We start from the raw sequence: 15616 nt of genomic DNA on the forward strand, positions 1-15616 counted from the left end.
TTGTCGATTTTTGAAGGCTTGATAACTGCTGGATTTGATGTGGCCATCCGCAACCACGCGGGGGCCATCTTGACGGTAGACTTTCCCGATATCGCGGAAGAATTAGAAGACGCGTTGTTGGAGGTGCGGATCCCGGCGGAAGAGTTGATAGGCTCGGGCGGCGGGGAAGCACAATCGACGCAACGCCTGCGGCGGCGACTCTATGAGGCGGCCTGGCCGAAGCACCACTTTGATTTCAAGTTGATTGTGGATGGCATTGAGACCGTGGCCATGTCGCACGAGATTGATCACGTGCGCCGGGCCGATGGAGGCACAATTGCGCTAGAGATTGAATGGAACAACAAGGATCCATTCTTCGATAGAGACTTGGAAAACTTCCAGCGGCTACACGCGCAATCGGCCATTTCGGTGGGCGTACTCATTACGCGTGGCGCAAGCCTTCAAGACAATATGTTGGGCATCGTCCAGCGTTGTATTGAAAAGCACGGGTTCATTGATGAGTCCGCGATGGTCGAGCGTTTTAATATGAAAGAGCGCACGCGGCGCCAGGCGGACGCGGTTAAGAAATTGGTGGACCGCCAAGTACCATTTGCCGAAGCCTTCTCACGGCAATTTGTCAGTGACAAGTTCGGTCAGGCAACGACGCATTGGCGAAAGTTGGAAGACCGTATCTATCGCGGTGTGGGTAACCCATGCCCGCTGCTGTTGATTGGATTGCCCGCAAGCGTTGTGGCGGAATAACTATTCAGCCGCTGGGACGCTTGCCGAATTGTAAGCGTAAGTTTTCCAAGACGGTTTGTAGTCGTCTTCTGCTTGGTTGCCCCAAACAGTCCAGCCAGAACGCTTGCCGCGCCCGAAGAGTTCCAGAAACGGCCCCCAGGAACAAGACTCGATAATCTGGTACTGTTCGTCGGGTTTGCGGCTATGTTCGCGCTTTCGGGTTTTCATCACATCGCTGTCCGGCTCGGCGGCTTCGATGTAGTTTACTTGGCTGCGTCCAGGCCCAAGGGTGCGCACATCTTTGCCACGCACGCCGAACAAGAGGATCTCCGTCACATTGCGGAAGTAGAAGCCAACGCCGCGCCCATCTGGGCCACCGTCCTTGCGCACCTTCTCCCAAACAATGTTGGATTTATATTCAAAGCCCCAAGCTTTCAGTACTTGGAGACCTTCGGGCAAGAGGGCGTTGGGCACCCAAAGGTAGCAGTGTGCCCGATCTTCGAGGTGCTGGGCCACTGGCAGAGCGCAAATTTCTTCCATCTCCATCGTGGGGTAGCGGGCAAGGCGCTTGTGCTCTGGTGCGATCTTGCCTGTGCGGTTCTGAAAGCGCCATGGCGGATCTGCCATAACGGTTGCAAACTTGTCGCCGCCAAGAAAGGCTTGCAGGTCGTTCGCTGCTGTCATGGTTTTCTCCCGCTTTTGGTTGTACACATTTGTAGATCAAGATTTGGTGCCCGGCAATGAAACATCGCCCAAACTTGGCAAGAATCCGTTAATCGCTGGTGAGCCAGCGATTAACGAGGGGCGCACGGGCGCGATGGTCGGGCTTGCCCGGATCCCGCGCGACGGGGCAGGCCGTTCCAGGAAACGCGCTCGGTGAGCGCGCGGGAGATGCCCATTTCAACACTGCTGCTCGGGCAATATTTGCAGAGGCCGGAAAGTCTTCACCGTCCAACTGGGCCGAGAGCCTTAGGATTTCGATGTTGCGTGCAACCCTAGCCATTGTCTTGGCGAGAGGTGATAGCGCATCGGCGAAACTGGTTGCCATGGGGTGCCTTTCTAATTTTGTAACTGCCGCTCGCGCTTCCCCTTGGGGGCAGCGGTGCGCGTTTCGCGGATGTGAGCGAGGAGTGTTTCGGCGGGCTCATCAGTGGGGTCATGGGGTGCAAGGTCGCCTGCGAAGGCTTTGGCCTGAATACGGCTCTCGAGGTGGCCCAGCAGTTTCAGAGCCTTTGCGGCCTCGGCGGCGAGACGGTCGATCTTGGCGAAGGCGGTCATAATCACGATCATTCGCGACGCCAATCATCAGCGAGCAACTCTTGGCCTGATCCTGGCAGACGGATCGTCCAGTCTCTCCAGCCGTTCCGGCTCGTCTGAGTCACTGCTTTCGATGCAGATGAAAACGAGAAGTGTCGCCCCTTCAGGCCAATTATCTCCAAAGCACCATTTCGTAAATTGCCAGTAAACCGCTTGCCACCGTACTCGAACACGCACTGTGTTCCCTCTGGCAAGGCTGAAAATGCCCGGCTACCCGCTTCGACAGCGTCGTCCTCTGCCATTGGCAGAGGCCGCTCCCAGCGCATCGCTGCGATACAAAACAAATCATGGCCGCGTTGCTTGATGGCCGCCTCGTTCCAGACTTTGTCTCCTGAAAGTTCCCGGTTCAGGGCAAGCGATGATTGCGCCCTTAGCGCTGGGAGCTTCACAGAAAACGGGCCATTCGAGACCGTCACATTCAGCGGATGCGTCAGAAGAGTGAGATTTCCCAACTTGTTGATGTATGTTTCGCGTGTGAGCTCTTTTTCTTGCACATCCGCTTCGCTATCTGCTTCAACTGGCCAGTTCGCACGCCAACTCTGTGGCATGATGTGTTCAATCGTCAAATCGGACTTGATCTCTATTTCTTCATTAAGCTTCGTGCGTTTCTGTTGTTCGATGGCCTCCAGAATATAACGGAGTCTTGGCTGCCTAGCGTTGCGATACTGATCTCGCGTCAACCAAGCGCGCCTGAATTCTTCATCATCAGGCCATCTATCAATGTCGGACTTGCGATTTGAAAGATACTCTTTCAGCGTCTCAACAATTGAAGTTTGCATGCGCCGGAGGCGATCAATAATACCTACGAACCCTTTATTGTAATTCTTCGTTGTCAATCCGCAGATATCTCGGCGAAGAATATAACTCTCCAGGATCTCTAGGCTCTCTTCCAGCTCTACAGCGCTTCCAGAACGCGCGATGTAAATTACCAAAGGCATGGCTGTTGAGACATCAAAAGCATCTGCAAATCGTCCAAACCTGCCAAGCGCATCCTCCTTTGACTGCTCGAACAGTCTTTGTTCCACAGCGGCAGTCGCAGAAATCGACGTCAGCTCAGCTTCTGAGGTTGAAGGTGGCATTTGATCCAACACCCAGCGCCGATAACTGGAAAAAAGTTGATCAACTGCCACGAGTTGTCCAAGCTGCATCGCAAGGTGATCCGTAAGCATCCAGTTGATGCGCGAGGTCTTCTGCCGCCCGCGCGAGGCGGTCTGCTGCCAAAAGGGTCTATCCAGCGGCAACCAATGTTGCTTGTAGAGCTTATCAACGTTGAGGCTCGCGTCTTGCTGCCCCAATCCAGTGGCGCGCTGAAAGATGAAATTGCGCATCAGATCAGCGGGGGTCAGTTCGATACCTCGGCTATTCAGGGTCTCGAAGATCGTTTGCGGATCATCCCCTGCCTCAAGTTCTATCGAAACAATTGCAAGGCCGTCTTTTAGAGCCTCGTAAAGAATGTCGAACTTGAATTCTATGGTTTCAGGGTCGTCGGCTAGCACATGATCTGCAATCTTTGATTTGAAAAAGCCATAGGCGCTGTGAGCAAGCGTGACAGGGTCCACCGCCTCGTCAACAAGATCAGGGATATCCGTGACGTCCGCCTCAGGGTCAATTATCGCGATGAAAGCCCGACGATCAGTCAGGGTCGGCCATAACTTGTACCGCTCGACGGCATGCCGCTCCATAACGCCTTCATTTAAAAGAAATTTCGTCGATTCTCTCTCGTATTTCGATTTATGTTCTTTTGCCACATCCCGCAGCGCGGCCAGAAGCAATTGAAAGGTGGTCAGGCGCTGCTGGCCGTCGATGACTTCATAGGCCTGCACTTGCATTCCATAGGTTTTCACCTGATTAATAACCATCGCCCCCATGAAATGAGGGGTCAGCGATGATCGATCAACGTGCAATTTGCCAACTGCCCTGATGATATCATCCCACAACAGTTCAAGATTGGCCTGTCGCCACGCATACTTGCGCTGATAAAGTGGGATAAGATACCGTCTTTTGCTGTCGAAAAGATCAATGATTGATCGCGTAAATGGTTTCACTGTCGGTCATCCTTAATCGCGTTGGATTTCTTTTCGCTATAATTTCTTTCTGACATGCCCAAACCCGTCAACGCCGTCTGCGCCGTGATGTCTGCGTAGCGGCCCGCGCTTCGCGGATGCGGGCGAGGAGGGTTTCGGCGGGTTCGTCGGTGGGGTCTTGGGGGACCAGGTCGCCTGCGAAGGCTTTGGCCAGAATGCGCTGGTCGAGGTGGCCCAGCAGTTTCAGAGCCTTTGCGGCCTCGGCTTTGAGCCGGTCGATCTTGGCGAAGGCGGTTTCGATGCGGCGGACGATTTCGCGTTGTTCGTCGGTGTCGGGCACCCAGAACGGCGCAGCCATCAGTGAACGCTGATAAATCGCGGCAACGCTTGTGGTGGCGCTGATGAAGCCCTCAATGTAGCGCCGGAAGGGCGGTGAGGACATCTGCCAAAAGGCAAATCCGGGCAGGACATCCGCCGAAAAGCGCATGCGCAGTAGGTTGTTGTTGAACAGGTAGCCGTCCTTACCCTCTGGCCAGATCGCCACTTTGCCAACCAGTTCCGCACTATTCCGTGTGTTGAAAAGCAGGTCGTTCGCCCTCAACTGATAACGCTCAAATTCGGACGAGGTGGCCGCGACATACGTGAGGTCACGGTCATTCCACCTGCCAGCCAAGTCATAATGGTTCATCCGAATGTAGGGGTAGCCTTCGCCTGCGGTCTGTTCGGCCTTGCTTCTGACAAGGCCGGTTTCGGCATGCTCCAAACACCCCGCTATGGTGGTATCGAACCCTGCATCCCATGCCGTCCGAAACGCTGCCTCAAGAACCGCCGTCCGATATCGCTCCACCAGCTTTTCAATGGCGGTGAGGTGGGTGCGGGCGGTGGTGCTGCGGGCGCTGAGGGTGTCGAGCTTGCGCACAATCCGCCGCTGCTCGGGGAGTGGCGGGAGGGGTGCAGCTGTGTCAGCGATGTCCCCCAGACGCAAATACTTGATCGTGCTGCCCCGATTGTCTTTTGTGATCTCTGGCAGTAGCGACTTTAGCGCAACAAAAGTGAACCCAAGGTCAATTTCGTGAGGCTGAAGAACATAAGTTCTTTGGTAGGCGTTAAATTTCCCCGTGTATTTGTGAAGATTGAAGTTGCCATTGCCTGCGAGGAGGACTGCCTCGCAGTCAAAAGCAAATGTGTCGATACGCGAAACCTGCTCGGCACAAGTGAAGAACGGATATTGGCCGTTTTCGGTCGCTGCATTAGCGTCAAGTTTCCCGGTCGATATGTCTAGCCAGTCCGCCAACCGGCTTTGTGCCCACCCTTGTGGCACCCCCGTCATTCCGCAGCCTCCACCATCGGCGCTGCATCTAGTTCCTCGACAAGCCCTTCGATCTCTTCCAGTGCGGCCCGCAGATGGCCCATGATCGCGGCGGCGATCTCATCCGGTTCGGTCATCTCGTCTTCGGGATCGCCGCTTTCATCGCGCAGCCATGTCCAATCGAGGTTGTCGCCTCGCGCAGTGATCTGATCCCGCGTCAGCTTGCGCCAGCGGCCCGTCTCTGCGCCACTCTCGCCGCCCTCCTCGCGCTCCGCCCCACCCTTGGGGTCGCTACCGAACAGCCGCTCAAACTCCTCAAAATGCTGGGCCGTCAGGGCGTTGGTCTTGCCGAAGGACGGCATGTTGGTGCGCAGGTCGTAGAACCAGACGGCTTGCGTTCCCTGCACCTTGTGGTTGGCGGGATAGACCTTGTCGGTCACGCGGGTGAAGAACATGACGTTGGTTTTCACGCCTTGGGCATAGAAGATGCCCGTGGGCAGGCGCAGGATGGTGTGCAGGTTGCAGTTCACCATGAGAAAGCGGCGCAGTTCTGTGCCCAGCCCATCGCCGAACAGGATGTTGTCGGGCATGACGATGGCGCAGCGCCCGCCCGGTTTCAGCATGCGGATGGCATGTTCAAGAAAGGGCATGGGGCCCACACGTTCGCCCGCTGTCAGGGTGAAGTCTGGCCGGTTGACGCCGCCCGGCATCTTGTTGAAGGGCGGGTTGGTTAGGATCACATCGGCACGGCCAAGGGCCTCGCCCTGCGGCGCGCAGCTGTCTTCGCAGCCGACGAGGCTTTCGATGCCATGCAGCAGCATGTTCATGACGCATAGGCGGCGGGTGTCGGGCACCCATTCGTGCCCCCGGAACGCTTGGCGGCGCTGGAAGCGGCCTTGATCCTCGGACAGTTTGAAAAGGTCGTCGGTCGCGTCCTTGATGTAGCGGTCGGCGGCAATCAGGAAGCCGCCGGTGCCGGTGGCGGGGTCTTGGATCACTTCGCCCGGTTGCGGCTGGATCAGGCGGATGATGCTGTCGATCAGGGCGCGGGGCGTGAAGTACTGGCCCGCCTTGGACTTGGTGTCCGACATGACCTTTTGCATCAGGCCTTCGTACATGTCGCCAAGCCCGTCTTCGCGGGCGGTGAACCAGTCGATCTTGTCGATGTTCGTCGTCAGCGTTTTCAGGTCTTTGGGTTCGCGCAAGTGGGTGATTGCATCGGTGAAGATGGCCAACACCATGGGGTTATGCACGATTTCCGGGTCGCCCAGATCAAGCAGCAGCTTCTTGTAATAGCGCAGCTGGTCGCCGCCTTCAGCCTTGGAAAGCTCGGTCCAGCTGTATGCGGGCGGGATCAACGTGGTCTGGCCGGTTTCCTCCAGCATCTTGAGGAACAGCAGATAGGTGAGTTCGTTGACATAGTGCATGATCGAGATGCCAGCGCCTTGCAGCGTCTTGGCCTCGCGCCAGAGTTTGGCAACGATGTCGGCGGTATTCGGGTTCATGCGCTCACTTTCCAGAGTTCTTCGTTGAAGTCGTGCAGGATGGTTTCCAGCTCACCATTAAACACCTTGTTCAGCCGGTTGAAGCCACCATGGGCCGCGAAGTTGCCATGGTCGATGCTGTCGCGGTCGAGCACGATTTCCTTGGTGATTTGTTCTGCGATTCGGCGCAGCCATTGCTTTTGCGGATCGGTCCATTTGGTCTTGGCGAGAATGGCCTTGGTGGCCTGCTGGACGCGGGTTTCAAAGGGGATCAGCGGATCGCCAAGCGCGGCTTGACGGACAAAGCCGATGATTGAGGCCGCGATATCCTCGTTCGAGGCGTCGTTCCACGCACGGCGCAGGCTGGTTTCCGAGAAGCCCATCTTGTCGAGTTCCAACCGCAAAGACCGCAGTTCGGCCCGCGTAAGGTCGCGCGGGCGCTGAACGACGACCGTGAGCGCGGCGATCTGGTTCTGGTTGTTTTTCACAAAGGACTGGAAGGTGTCGAGGAAGTCCTCGGGCTTGTCATACTCGCCATAGCCAGTGGTGACGGCGTGCATGCTGTCAGGATGATGCGAGATCGGGATCAGGTTCGGCCCCGAGCCGTCCGGGTTCCAGTCGAGAATTTTGCCAAGGCCCGCGTATTTCTTGGCATGGGCGGCGGCATCGCTGGGCGAGCCTTGGCGCAGCCGGTCGCGGAGTTGTTCGACCGTTTCGCCGGTCAGGTCTTCGACCTTCTGGGCGACCTTGCTGGGCAATTTGCGCAGCTTGCGGTGCAGCTTGGCCAAAACCTGATCACGGACAAGTTCGCGCTGGTCTTCCTCGGTCACGGTGGCCAGTTCATCAAAAAGCTGTTCGAAGGTCAGCTTCGGATTGCTGGCAACGGGCTTCATCTGCGTGAGGTCTTGAAGGGTTGCGTAGAGGTCCACCGCGTCGAAAATACGGAAGACTTCCTTGCCAATGTCATCACAGCGGCGGGTGGCCCGGCCAAGCATCTGTTCATAGAGAATCCGGCTGTTCACGCGGCGGATGAACACGAGGTTCGTGATCTTCGGCACGTCGATGCCGGTCGTCAGCAGGTCCACCGTCACGGCGATTTGCGGGAAGGCATCGTTGCGGAAGGATCGGATCAGGGTGCCGACTTTGTCTACGCTGCCAGTGATCTTGCGAATGGCGGCATCTTCGATCGACCCATACTGCGCAGCGAAGGCCTTTTTAAGTTCATTGACGACGATATCGGCATGCGCATCTGTCGCAGCAAAGACGAGGGTCTTTCCTTCGAGGCTCGGGTCGATGTGCTTGGCCAGTTCTTCCGCGATGACCTGATTGAAGGGTTGGGTGATGACCTTGCGATTGAAGGCTTCGATCTGAAAGCTGAGCTCATCCGGGGCGGTTGCGTTCTGCACCTCGCCCGTCTGGCTATCCAGAAGCTCAACGTCTTCACCCGCCTCAAACGTAATACCGGCCTTGGCAAGCGCGGTCTGGAAGCGGATCGGGGGTTCGTGGTCAATCAGCCAGCCATCAACCACGGCTTCGCGGTAAGTGTAGGTGTAGATGGGTTCTCCGAAAATCTGGGCTGTGTGCAGTGCGGGCGTGGCTGTTAAGCCGATCTTAACCGCGTCGAAGTGTTCCAGAACGCGGCGGTATTTCGAGACGTAATCCTCTTGCCCCCTGAAACTGAGCTCCGCATCCGACATTTCCCGGTCTAGAAGATAGCCACGGTGACACTCGTCAATCACCATAAGGTCATATTGACCAATGGGCGGAACGTCAGCGGGTTCGGCGTTGTATAGCACCCGTTTCACAAGCCCTTGGATCGTGCAGATGTGAACGCGGGTCTCAGGGTCAGGCTTGATGTCCTCAAGCCCTTTAATGCCGAACAACTGGCCGAATGTCTTTGGCCCTTCGATGGCCGTGCTCATGAATTCGTCGGTGGTCTGCGTCCCCAGGGCTGAACGGTCAACGACGAAGCAAATGCGCCGGAAACGTTTGGTGGCCAGCAGGCGATACAGCATCGCGATGGCCAACTTGGTTTTGCCAGTTCCTGTAGCCATCGCCACAAGCATTTCACGCTTTTCAGTGGCGAGTGTCTTCTCGACCTCCCGGATCGCCGCTTCCTGATAGGGGCGCAGATCGAACCCGAAATCAAAAGATCGGGCCTGCAAAGCGGCTTGCGACTTTTCCTTCTCCACTTCGAGCATGGAGATGAGTTCTTCGGGCCGGAACCACCCTACCAAGGCGCGCCGCAGATTATTGGGCAGCCGCACATCTCGGAACCAGATGCCGCTCTCAGTTTCAACCTGTTTCAGATAGGGGCGTCCATTCGTGGCAAAGACAAACGGAACAATAAAGCCGTCACCCCAAGTCTCTGAATTACCAGACCAAGAAAAACCCTTCGAATAGCGCTCTGCCTGATCCACTGCCGCAGAAATGTTCTTTCGGTAACGCTTGGCCTCAACGATCCCGACGCAAGTTTCGCCCACGAAAAGCGCATAGTCGGCTGGGCCGGACTGCGTAGGCCATTCCGCTATCGCAATATGGCGACCTTTCACAGGCCGCGTGCCTTTGCCGCAGCGCAAATCAACACTGTGGGCTTCCCAGCCCCGATCTCGCAGTTGCTGGTCAATCAGGGCGCGGGTGGCCTGTTCATCCAGGTCGATTACACCAGCCGCTTCGTTGGCGGCTGTCACGAAGGACATCTTGGCGGCAGGCGCTTGTCGCTGCGCTTGTTCGACGAAATCGCGCAGTTGACGATCTGCATCTTGCGCAAGGGCTTCCCAAGTTTTCCTTTCTTCTTGCTCCCTTTGATGCCGCATCTCAGCGGTTTCCGCTGCCAAGCGTGCTTCTCGATGCGCCTCCTCTGCCCTTTGGGCTGCGCTCAATGCCTCGTTGCGCTCGACACGAAGGCGTTCGAGTTCTTGCTGTAGTTCTACATTCGGGTTCTGCGGCGAGGAAGGCGGCAGGAACGGCGTTGTAGCAAAGTCTTTCTCGGCTGTGCTAGTGCGGACGTGCCAGACCCCGAGTTGGACAGCCATTTTCAAGCACGCCAACGCCTCCCGGTGATTGCCTGCGCCGTCATGGACTGCAGCGTTGCCTAGTTTCCGAATGTGGTGGAGAATATCAAGAACCCGATCCGGGGCTGACCGTTCGTATTGAAGGCGGCGCAATACATCGGCTTGGGTTTCAGCATCATGCACAGTGCTGCCGACGAGAGCAGAATGTCGACGGGTCAATCTCTCAGCGAATTGCCGCAACTTAATCAAGCTGGTGCTGGGGTCGTCTTGAAAATAGCTCTCAGCGAGCCTGCCAAGGTTGGCAAGGTCACGATCTAAACGGTCGAGGAACTCGAAATTACTATGGTGCTGATCCATAACCTATTTCTGCGCGAACCTCGCCAAAGATGCAACTTAGCATCGCCTAGAACAGCGCCTCATCAGCAGTATCGTTGAACGTTGTCGCATCCCGCACATAGTACGCGCTTAAAAGGTCTGAGGCATATCCAGCCTGTACTCTTTCCATATGGTCGCTAAATCGCCCCGCAGCCGCGAGCGTTGGCTTTGTGAAACTCAACAAGCGCGGGAACTGGGCAGCGGTGAGTTTGACCAATAGGAAAGCTGATGTTGCGGCATTGGCCGGTATAGTCGGTCTTGGACCTGGTCTGCCCCCATCGGGTGGTCCGATTTGATTGTTAGTGCATTGTGGGCCTTTGATCCAGCGGAACGATGCTTTCGGGCGCGGGTGGGCGATAGCCCAATGCGCTGTGCGGCCTGACCGTGTTGTAGTGAACCCGCCATTGCTCGATCAGGATTTGGGCTTCCTTCAAGCTGTAAAAGATTTCGCCGTTCAACAGCTCGTCACGGAACCGGGCGTTGAAGCTTTCGCAGTATCCGTTCTCCCAGGGTGATCCCGGCTCGATATAGGCCGTCTTCGCTCCGACGGCGGCGATCCAGTCCCGCACCTTCTGAGCGATAAATTCCGGGCCATTGTCGGATCTGATGTATTCAGGCGGGCCGCGGAGGATGAACAGATCGGTCAGTGCATCCAGCACGTCCGTTGAGTTGAGCTTGCGATCGACGCGGATCATGAGCGCCTCCCTGGTGTATTCGTCGATAATGTTCAGTGTCCGGTAGACACGGCCATCTGCGGTGCGATCCTGGACGAAGTCATAGGACCAGACATGGTTGGGGCGCTCGGGCCGCAGACGCACGCACGACCCGTCGTTCAGCCAGAGCCGCCCCTTTCTCTTCTGCTTTTGAGGGACCTTCAGCCCTTCACGCCGCCAGATGCGTTCGACCCGCTTATGGTTCACACACCAACCTGCATTGTTGAGCAGGCCAGTGACCATGCGATATCCATAGCGCCCGTACTGATCAGCCAATTCAATGATGTCGTCGGTCAGACGCTGCTCGTCAGCACGGCCTTGCGGCATCTTACGCTGCGTGGATCGGTGCTGCCCCAGTGTGCGACAGGCCCGGCGCTCTGATACGCCAAGTTCCCGCCGCACATGGTCGATGCATTTCCGGCGACGCGAAGGGCTCAGAAGTTTCCCTTTGCTGCCTCGGTCAGGATCAGCTTGTCCAGGGTGAGGTCGGACACAGCCCGCCGCAATCGCTGGTTCTCTTTCTCAAGCTCCTTCAGGCGTGCGAGCTGAGACCTCCCCATCCCGCCATAGAGCTTACGCCACCTGTAGAACGTCTGCTGTGTCACGCCGATCTGGCGCACCGCCTCGGCGATCGTCGCGCCTTGTCCTTGCAGAACTTCAACCTGCCGAAGCTTCGATACGATCTCTTCGGGCTTCTCTCGTTTTCCAGCCATCGCTGATCCTCCAATTCACGGGACAATCTATCCCAGTTGGTGGACCACTTTCAGGGGGCTACTCCAATGTAGCGCAGGAATATTCCAAACTGATCCGTTGATCTGACTGAGCTGCATATTGATGACCGAGTCTGCACGTACGCCCGTAAGGATCAGCATGCGCAGCGCAAGTTGCGCCGGATCCTCGTCCGAGAGTGTCTGATAGAATGCGGGCACGTCTGACCACGGCAGGGCAAGACTGGGTTTTGCAGGTTTCTTGTTTTCTCCCAGGATGATGACGGCTTCTTCAATTATTTCGCGGTTTACGAGAAAACCTTTGGCTCTGGCATATTTGAACACGATCCGAAGCCGCGAGATCGCTTTCTTTCCCGTGACAGTTTTTTCATGCCAAATTGGTGCGAGGGCCCGGGCAATGTCATCTTGATCAATTTTGATGATCGGCATCTGACCCAGTTTGGGCAAAACATGCACACGAAGCGGACCCAGCCACGCGCCGTTTGCGTTTGCACCCTTGAGGCTCGGCTTTTGAGCCTCGAAGGTTGCCATGGCCAAGGCTTCCAGGCGACCATCGCGCGCATTGCCTTGCTGACGCTGCAGGCGACGCTCTTTGACGGGATCGATCCCCTCGTGGACTTGTTTGCGAGCCAGGTCAGCTTTTCGGCGAGCATCAGCAAGGCTGACAGTTTTCAGCGAGCCAAGGCCCATTTCCCTTTGCCGCCCCCATAAGTGGAAGCGAAAGATCCATTGCGCCCCACCATCCGCGCGCTTGTGAAGCCACAATCCTAGCCCGTCGCAATACTTGCCCACGGGCAAAGATTTGAGCTTTGCAACCGTAAATTCATTCGATTTTGCCATAAGAATATCCTCCAAATTATCTACATTCTAGCGCAACACTGCCCGAGCCATCCCGGGATGTCTTGACACAGTAACGCATTGTGATTTAAGGAAGATTAAATCCCGTGACACGCAGTGAAGACGCCTGACACGATAACGATACTCCTCCGGCGGGAGTATTTTTGCCAAAAAGAAGCCGCGGGTCAGCGTGATGCCACCTGCGCGATCTGATGAGGACAAACCCATGTCGTTCAATGCGACCGATTATCTGCCCTATGATTTCGCAAATCGCCGCCATATCGGCCCCTCACCCGAGGAAATGACCGAGATGTTCAAGGTGCTGGGCGTCGGGTCTCTTGAGGCCCTGATTGACGAGACGGTGCCGAAATCCATCCGTCAGGAAAAGCCGCTCGATTTCGGCAAGCCGAAGTCCGAGCAGGAACTACAGTTCCACATGTGGCAGACCGCGTCCAAGAACAAGGTCCTGACCTCGCTCATTGGGCAGGGCTATCACGGCACGGTGACGCCGCCCGCGATCCAGCGGAACATTTTTGAAAACCCTGCGTGGTATACCGCCTATACCCCCTATCAGCCGGAAATCAGCCAAGGGCGGCTTGAGGCGCTGTTGAACTTTCAGACCATGGTCAGCGATCTGACCGGGCTTGAGATTGCCAATGCCTCGCTTCTGGACGAGGCGACGGCGGCGGCAGAGGCGATGACCATGGCGCAGCGCGTGGCCAAATCCAAGGCCAAGGCCAAGGCGTTTTTCGTCGATGAGAATTGTCATCCGCAGAATATCGCCGTGATCCAGACCCGCGCCGCGCCCTTGGATATCGAGGTGATCGTGGGCAGTCCGGATGATCTGGAGGCGGACAAGGTCTTTGCCGCGATTTTCCAGTATCCCGGCACCTATGGGACGCTGCGCGATTTCACCCCCGAGATTGCAGCCCTGCACGAGCGCGGCGCGCTCGGGATCGTGATTGCCGATCCTTTGGCACTGACGCTGCTCAAAGAGCCGGGTGCCATGGGCGCGGATATCGCTGTTGGCTCGACGCAGCGCTTTGGCGTGCCGGTGGGCTATGGCGGGCCGCACGCCGCCTATATGGCGACCAAGGATGCCTATAAACGCGCCATGCCGGGGCGGATCGTGGGTGTGTCGATCGACAGCCACGGCAACCGCGCCTATCGCCTGAGCCTGCAAACCCGCGAGCAGCATATCCGCCGCGAAAAGGCCACGTCGAATGTCTGCACCGCGCAGGCGCTTTTGGCGGTCATGGCGTCGATGTATGCGGTGTTTCACGGCCCCAAGGGGCTGCGCGCCATCGCACAGCGCATCCACCGCAAGACGGTGCGTCTGGCCAAGGGTCTGGAGGCGGCGGGGTTCCATGTGGAACCGGGCGATTTCTTTGACACGATCACGGTCGATGTTGGTCTTTTGCAGCGCGGCGTGCTGCAATCGGCGGTCCGCGAAGGGATCAACCTGCGCCGCGTGGGCGAGACACGTATCGGGATCACGCTCGATGAGCGCAGCCGCACCGCGACGATTGAATCGGTCTGGCGCGCCTTTGGCATCATCATGGAGGATGCCGATTTCACACCCGAATACCGCATCCCCGATGTGTTGCAGCGCGAGAGCGACTATCTGACCCATCCGATTTTCCACATGAACCGCGCCGAGACCGAGATGATGCGCTATATGCGGCGGCTGGCGGATCGTGATCTGGCGCTTGACCGGGCGATGATCCCGCTGGGGTCCTGCACGATGAAGCTGAATTCCGCAGCCGAGATGATGCCGGTCAGTTGGCGCGAGTTTTCGCTTTTGCATCCCTTTGTGCCCGCTGATCAGGCGCTGGGCTACAGAGAGATGATCGACGATCTGAGCGCCAAGCTCTGTGACATCACCGGCTATGCCGCGATTTCCATGCAGCCCAATTCCGGCGCGCAGGGGGAATATGCGGGGCTTTTGACCATTGCCGCCTATCACCGGGCGCAGGGGCAGGGGCATCGCCGCGTCTGTCTGATCCCGGTCAGCGCGCATGGCACCAATCCGGCGAGCGCGCAGATGGTGGGCTGGGATGTGGTCGTCGTCAAATCCGCCGAGAATGGCGATATTGATGTCGAGGATTTCCGCGCCAAGGCGGAAAAGCATGCGGATAACCTTGCTGGCTGCATGATTACCTATCCGTCCACCCATGGTGTGTTCGAGGAAACGGTGCGCGAGGTCTGTGAGATCACTCACGCCCATGGCGGCCAAGTCTATATCGACGGGGCCAATATGAATGCCATGGTCGGTCTCTCGCGCCCCGGTGATTTGGGGGGCGATGTGAGCCACCTTAACCTGCACAAGACGTTCTGCATCCCGCATGGCGGTGGCGGGCCCGGCATGGGGCCAATTGGGGTCAAGGCGCACCTTGTGCCGCATCTGCCGGGGCATCCCGAAACGGGCGGATCTCAGGGGCCGGTCAGTGCTGCACCTTTTGGTTCGCCCTCGCTATTGCCGATTTCATGGGCCTATTGCCTGATGATGGGGGGTGCCGGGCTGACGCAGGCGACGCGGGTGGCGATCCTCAACGCCAATTACATCGCAAAGCGGCTCGAAGGGGCGTTTCCGGTGCTCTACAAGGGCCGGGGTGGTCGGGTGGCGCATGAGTGCATCCTGGATGTGCGCCCCTTTGCCGAGAGCGCGGGCGTGACCGTGGATGACATCGCCAAGCGGCTGATCGACTGTGGTTTCCATGCGCCGACGATGAGCTGGCCGGTGGCGGGCACCTTGATGGTGGAACCGACTGAATCCGAAACCAAGGCCGAGTTGGATCGGTTCTGCGACGCGATGCTGGCCATCCGCGAAGAGATCCGCGACATCGAGGAGGGCCGGATTGACGCGGAAAACAACCCGCTCAAGAACGCCCCGCACACGATGGAGGATCTCGTCAAGGATTGGGACCGTCCCTATAGCCGCGAACAGGGCTGTTTCCCGCCGGGGGCCTTTCGGGTGGATAAATATTGGCCGCCGGTCAACCGGGTGGACAATGTTTATGGTGACCGACATCTGATCTGCACCTGTCCACCGCTGGAGGACTACGCCGAGGCCGCAGAATAACCGCCTTTGGCAG

General features: G+C 57.4%; 10 protein-coding genes. 2 read left to right on the forward strand and 8 right to left on the reverse strand.

What is annotated here, in order from left to right; translation table 11 throughout:
• On the forward strand, positions 1 to 741 hold the full coding sequence (locus RAK1035_RS12455; protein ID WP_008281927.1) for a BglII/BstYI family type II restriction endonuclease: 741 nt from the start codon (positions 1 to 3) through the stop codon (positions 739 to 741).
• On the opposite strand, the gene RAK1035_RS12460 is transcribed toward RAK1035_RS12455, so the two are convergent.
• The 8 genes from RAK1035_RS12460 to RAK1035_RS12500 all read right to left on the reverse strand — a co-directional run bounded on the left by RAK1035_RS12460 (position 742) and on the right by RAK1035_RS12500 (position 12524).
• Positions 742 to 1404 (reverse strand): MT-A70 family methyltransferase, encoded by a 663-nt coding sequence (locus RAK1035_RS12460; protein WP_037298249.1) that lies wholly within the window; start codon positions 1402 to 1404, stop codon positions 742 to 744. It abuts the gene before it with no gap.
• Between the two features lie 375 nt (positions 1405 to 1779).
• Positions 1780 to 1998, reverse strand: coding sequence for a hypothetical protein (locus RAK1035_RS12470; protein ID WP_198133600.1), 219 nt, complete (start codon positions 1996 to 1998; stop codon positions 1780 to 1782).
• An 8-nt stretch (positions 1999 to 2006) separates the two neighbouring features.
• Entirely contained in the window at positions 2007 to 4082 is a 2076-nt protein-coding gene (locus RAK1035_RS12475) for a DUF262 domain-containing protein (RefSeq protein ID WP_037298256.1), read from the reverse strand.
• 67 nt (positions 4083 to 4149) lie between these two features.
• Complete coding sequence (locus RAK1035_RS12480; protein WP_008281931.1) at positions 4150 to 5391, reverse strand: restriction endonuclease subunit S; 1242 nt, start codon at positions 5389 to 5391, stop codon at positions 4150 to 4152.
• Entirely contained in the window at positions 5388 to 6875 is a 1488-nt protein-coding gene (locus RAK1035_RS12485; RefSeq protein ID WP_008281932.1) for a class I SAM-dependent DNA methyltransferase, read from the reverse strand. The genes RAK1035_RS12480 and RAK1035_RS12485 overlap by 4 nt, the downstream gene beginning before the upstream one ends.
• Positions 6872 to 10225 carry a type I restriction-modification system endonuclease gene (hsdR, locus tag RAK1035_RS12490; RefSeq protein WP_037298257.1) on the reverse strand — a complete coding sequence of 1118 codons (3354 nt, stop codon included), beginning with the start codon at positions 10223 to 10225 and terminating at the stop codon, positions 6872 to 6874. Before hsdR ends, RAK1035_RS12485 begins: the two co-directional genes overlap by 4 nt.
• Before the next feature lie 317 nt (positions 10226 to 10542).
• A protein-coding gene (locus RAK1035_RS12495) for an IS3 family transposase (protein ID WP_085976969.1) occupies positions 10543 to 11669 on the reverse strand; the annotation gives its coding sequence in 2 pieces (ribosomal slippage) (positions 10543 to 11405 and positions 11405 to 11669; 1128 coding nt in all).
• Between the two features lie 27 nt (positions 11670 to 11696).
• Positions 11697 to 12524 carry a tyrosine-type recombinase/integrase gene (locus tag RAK1035_RS12500; protein ID WP_008281936.1) on the reverse strand — a complete coding sequence of 276 codons (828 nt, stop codon included), beginning with the start codon at positions 12522 to 12524 and terminating at the stop codon, positions 11697 to 11699.
• A gap of 223 nt (positions 12525 to 12747) precedes the next feature.
• Between RAK1035_RS12500 and gcvP the strand changes: the two genes are divergently transcribed.
• Positions 12748 to 15603: an aminomethyl-transferring glycine dehydrogenase gene (gene gcvP, locus RAK1035_RS12505; RefSeq protein WP_037298345.1), complete on the forward strand. Its 2856-nt coding sequence runs from the start codon at positions 12748 to 12750 to the stop codon at positions 15601 to 15603.
• Positions 15604 to 15616 lie beyond the last annotated feature (13 nt).

It is taken from the genome of Roseovarius sp. AK1035, from assembly GCF_003288315.1.
GTDB lineage: Bacteria > Pseudomonadota > Alphaproteobacteria > Rhodobacterales > Rhodobacteraceae > Roseovarius > Roseovarius mucosus_A.